Annotated in this window: 4 protein-coding genes and 2 pseudogenes; all 6 read right to left on the bottom strand. The window is 67.6% G+C overall.

The window, feature by feature from the left end; genetic code table 11:
* On the bottom strand, window positions 1-242 hold a 242-nt coding region (locus ASG00_RS15180; protein ID WP_162238331.1), incomplete at its 3' end, for a hypothetical protein.
* Complete coding sequence (locus ASG00_RS02925) at window positions 239-961, bottom strand: hypothetical protein (RefSeq protein ID WP_056206724.1); 723 nt, start codon at window positions 959-961, stop codon at window positions 239-241. The genes ASG00_RS15180 and ASG00_RS02925, both read right to left, overlap by 4 nt.
* A complete protein-coding gene (locus ASG00_RS02920) occupies window positions 958-1,413 on the bottom strand; it encodes a hypothetical protein (protein WP_056206722.1) in 456 nt (151 codons plus the stop codon). The genes ASG00_RS02925 and ASG00_RS02920 overlap by 4 nt, the downstream gene beginning before the upstream one ends.
* Window positions 1,413-1,740, bottom strand: a pseudogene (locus ASG00_RS02915) (single-stranded DNA-binding protein); the annotation flags it as partial. The pseudogene ASG00_RS02915 and the gene ASG00_RS02920, both read right to left, overlap by 1 nt.
* 1 nt (window position 1,741) lies before the next feature.
* A pseudogene (locus ASG00_RS16645) lies at window positions 1,742-1,864 on the bottom strand (single-stranded DNA-binding protein); the annotation flags it as partial.
* Window positions 1,861-2,064 carry a hypothetical protein gene (locus ASG00_RS02910; protein WP_056206718.1) on the bottom strand — a complete coding sequence of 68 codons (204 nt, stop codon included), beginning with the start codon at window positions 2,062-2,064 and terminating at the stop codon, window positions 1,861-1,863. The gene ASG00_RS02910 and the pseudogene ASG00_RS16645, both read right to left, overlap by 4 nt.
* Window positions 2,065-2,315: the final 251 nt, after the last annotated feature.

The following is a 2,315-nucleotide window of genomic DNA, read 5'->3' as shown; positions in this document are numbered from 1 at the left end:
CCTCGGCTCCCATCCGTGTGGTCGGGTGATTCGGTGGCGTGAGGACACTCGCGCGGGTCGATGTCCTCGATGCGGTCGATCGTCACGCGAGCGTCGCTTGGGTGACCGCCCCATCCGAGGTCGACGGCGCGGTTCACGGCTTCCTGCCTCGTCGCCGCGATCACCGTGTAGGGCCTTCCGTAACCGGCGTGCCGGTTCGACGCGTGCACGCGGACGTGGAACTTCGCGAGACGCTCGGTCATGATGCGTTCCTTTCGATTCGGCGGATGACGGCGAGCTTCTCGACCCGCACGGGCCGCCACCCCTCCGTCGGGTCGGGGACATACGAGAGCGCTTCCTCGCCCTCACGGATGGTGTGTCCGCAGGCCGTGTTCTGGCACTTCACGGTCACGAGCTGCCCGTCGGTTGCGGGCGGCCGGCGGGTGAGGGTGAGCTGCTTGCACGACGGGCACCGGACCCGTCGAAGCTCCGTCTCCGCTTCCTCCACAGGGTGGTCGCGGTACGCGCGCTGCGCGGCGCGGGTGAACTGGACCGCGTCCGCCGCGCCCGCCGGCGTCGACACCCACTCGTCGAGGGAGCGTTGTGTGAACGACGCGAGGAACCCCCAGCACTCGTCGACCGACAGCGACGTCAACGGGATCGGGATGTGCCCCTCCGGGCGGGTGCGGACGCCCGCGTTGTCGCGTTGCACGGCACGGTCCACGCCCTGGATCGTGCGCGCGAACCGTTCCCAACCCGCGTACACGCTCTCGAGGCGAGCGAAGCACCCCTGGCAGAGGTAGCCGCGGTGCGCGAGCCTCGGGAGGCACCCGCCGCACGTCGGGTCGGGTGCCTCGCCGTGTACGTGGCTGGCGAGGGCGCGGTTCACGTCGCGGTCCGGGCACGTGATCTTGTGCTCGTCTCGGACTGTGCACGGCCGCATCCCCGGGATGGGCGTGTTGGTGATGCAGATGATCGTCACGTGGGGTCTCCGATCTGCGCGAGAATCCGCGCTGTGGTGTCGTCATCGAGGTGACGGAGGCCGAGAGCGCCCTTGAACGGGATCGGCTCGATGAGTGGCCGCGGGTTCGCGAGCGAGAGGTGCCATGGGCCATCCGCCCACGGTGAGCAGAAGGACGGCGTATCCCAGCAATCCGCGCCCTGGTGCACGTCGACGAGGTCGACGAGGCCGATGGTCTTGCCGACGTTCAATCGCCATGGATGCCGATTGCAGTCCGCCTCAGGCTGGTCGTGCCAACGCTCCGTCGCGTCGTCGAGAGCGGGACTGTCAACGTCCTCGGCGAACCTGCCGGAGACATGGATCGCGACAGGCCCGCGGTAGGAGCCGGCGATGTTGCGGGTGCGGTTCTCGACATCCTTCCCGCCGTGGATGATCGCCCACGCCCACGGCTGCCGAACAGTCAGAATGCGCATCAGAACGGGACCTCGTCGCCGTAGGCGGTCGGTTCCGGCGTGGCCCACTCGCCCGCAGGAGCGCTCGAAGGCGTCGCCCACGGCTCCTCAGTCGCGGGCGCGTGCGGCCGGCCTCCCGGGCCGCCCGTGGAGGCCGCGCGTGTCACCTGCGCGGTCGCGTAGCGGAGGCTCGGGCCGATCTCGTCCACCTCGAGTTCGACACTCACCCGCGTCTGACCGTCGCGGTCCTGGTAGGAGCGCTGACGCAGACGTCCGGTCGCAATGACACGGGACCCCTTCGTCAGCGAGCCCGCCACGTGCTCGGCGAACTCACGCCAGACCGACGCANGTCGAACGTGCGGGGGGTCGACGCGATGGTGAAGTTCGCGACGGGCAGCCCGTTCTGCGTGTAGCGCAGCTCGGGGTCGGCCGTGAGGTTGCCCACGACGGTGATGGTTGTTTCTCCGGTCATGCTGCTGCCTTTCGTTTCATTGCCGTCTCGAATCGGACGGCCTCGAGGGTTGCTTGGATGGATCGGTGAGCGTCGGTGTCGAACAGCTCGCGTTGCAGGCGCGCGCGATACTCGCGGTCGAAGGCGTACCGCTCCCGGCACGCGGCGATGTAGAGCTCGAGGCTCTGTTCGGTCTCGTCCGGCTCTCGCTCCGCGATCACGACGCCACCTGCAATGGCTCTGTGTCGGATGCCGTTTCATCGGCAACTGGGGGCTGTGGATAACTCTCGCGGGAATCGACCGCATCTTCGTTAGAAGATGTTGCTGTTGCTGTTGCTGTTGCTGTTGCTGTTGTAGAGGGCTGGTAAACCGTTCCCCTCACTGCGGGCGATCCGTCACCTAACCGCTTCCCTAGGCCGTGTTGATTAAGTCGGTCTTGATCCAGATGAGGGTCGAGGAGAGGCAGATGGCA

It is taken from the genome of Microbacterium sp. Leaf351, from assembly GCF_001423825.1.
Lineage (GTDB): Bacteria > Actinomycetota > Actinomycetes > Actinomycetales > Microbacteriaceae > Microbacterium > Microbacterium ginsengisoli.
Note: the sequence above shows the minus strand (reverse complement) of the source record. Positions and strands in the feature narration are given on the sequence as shown.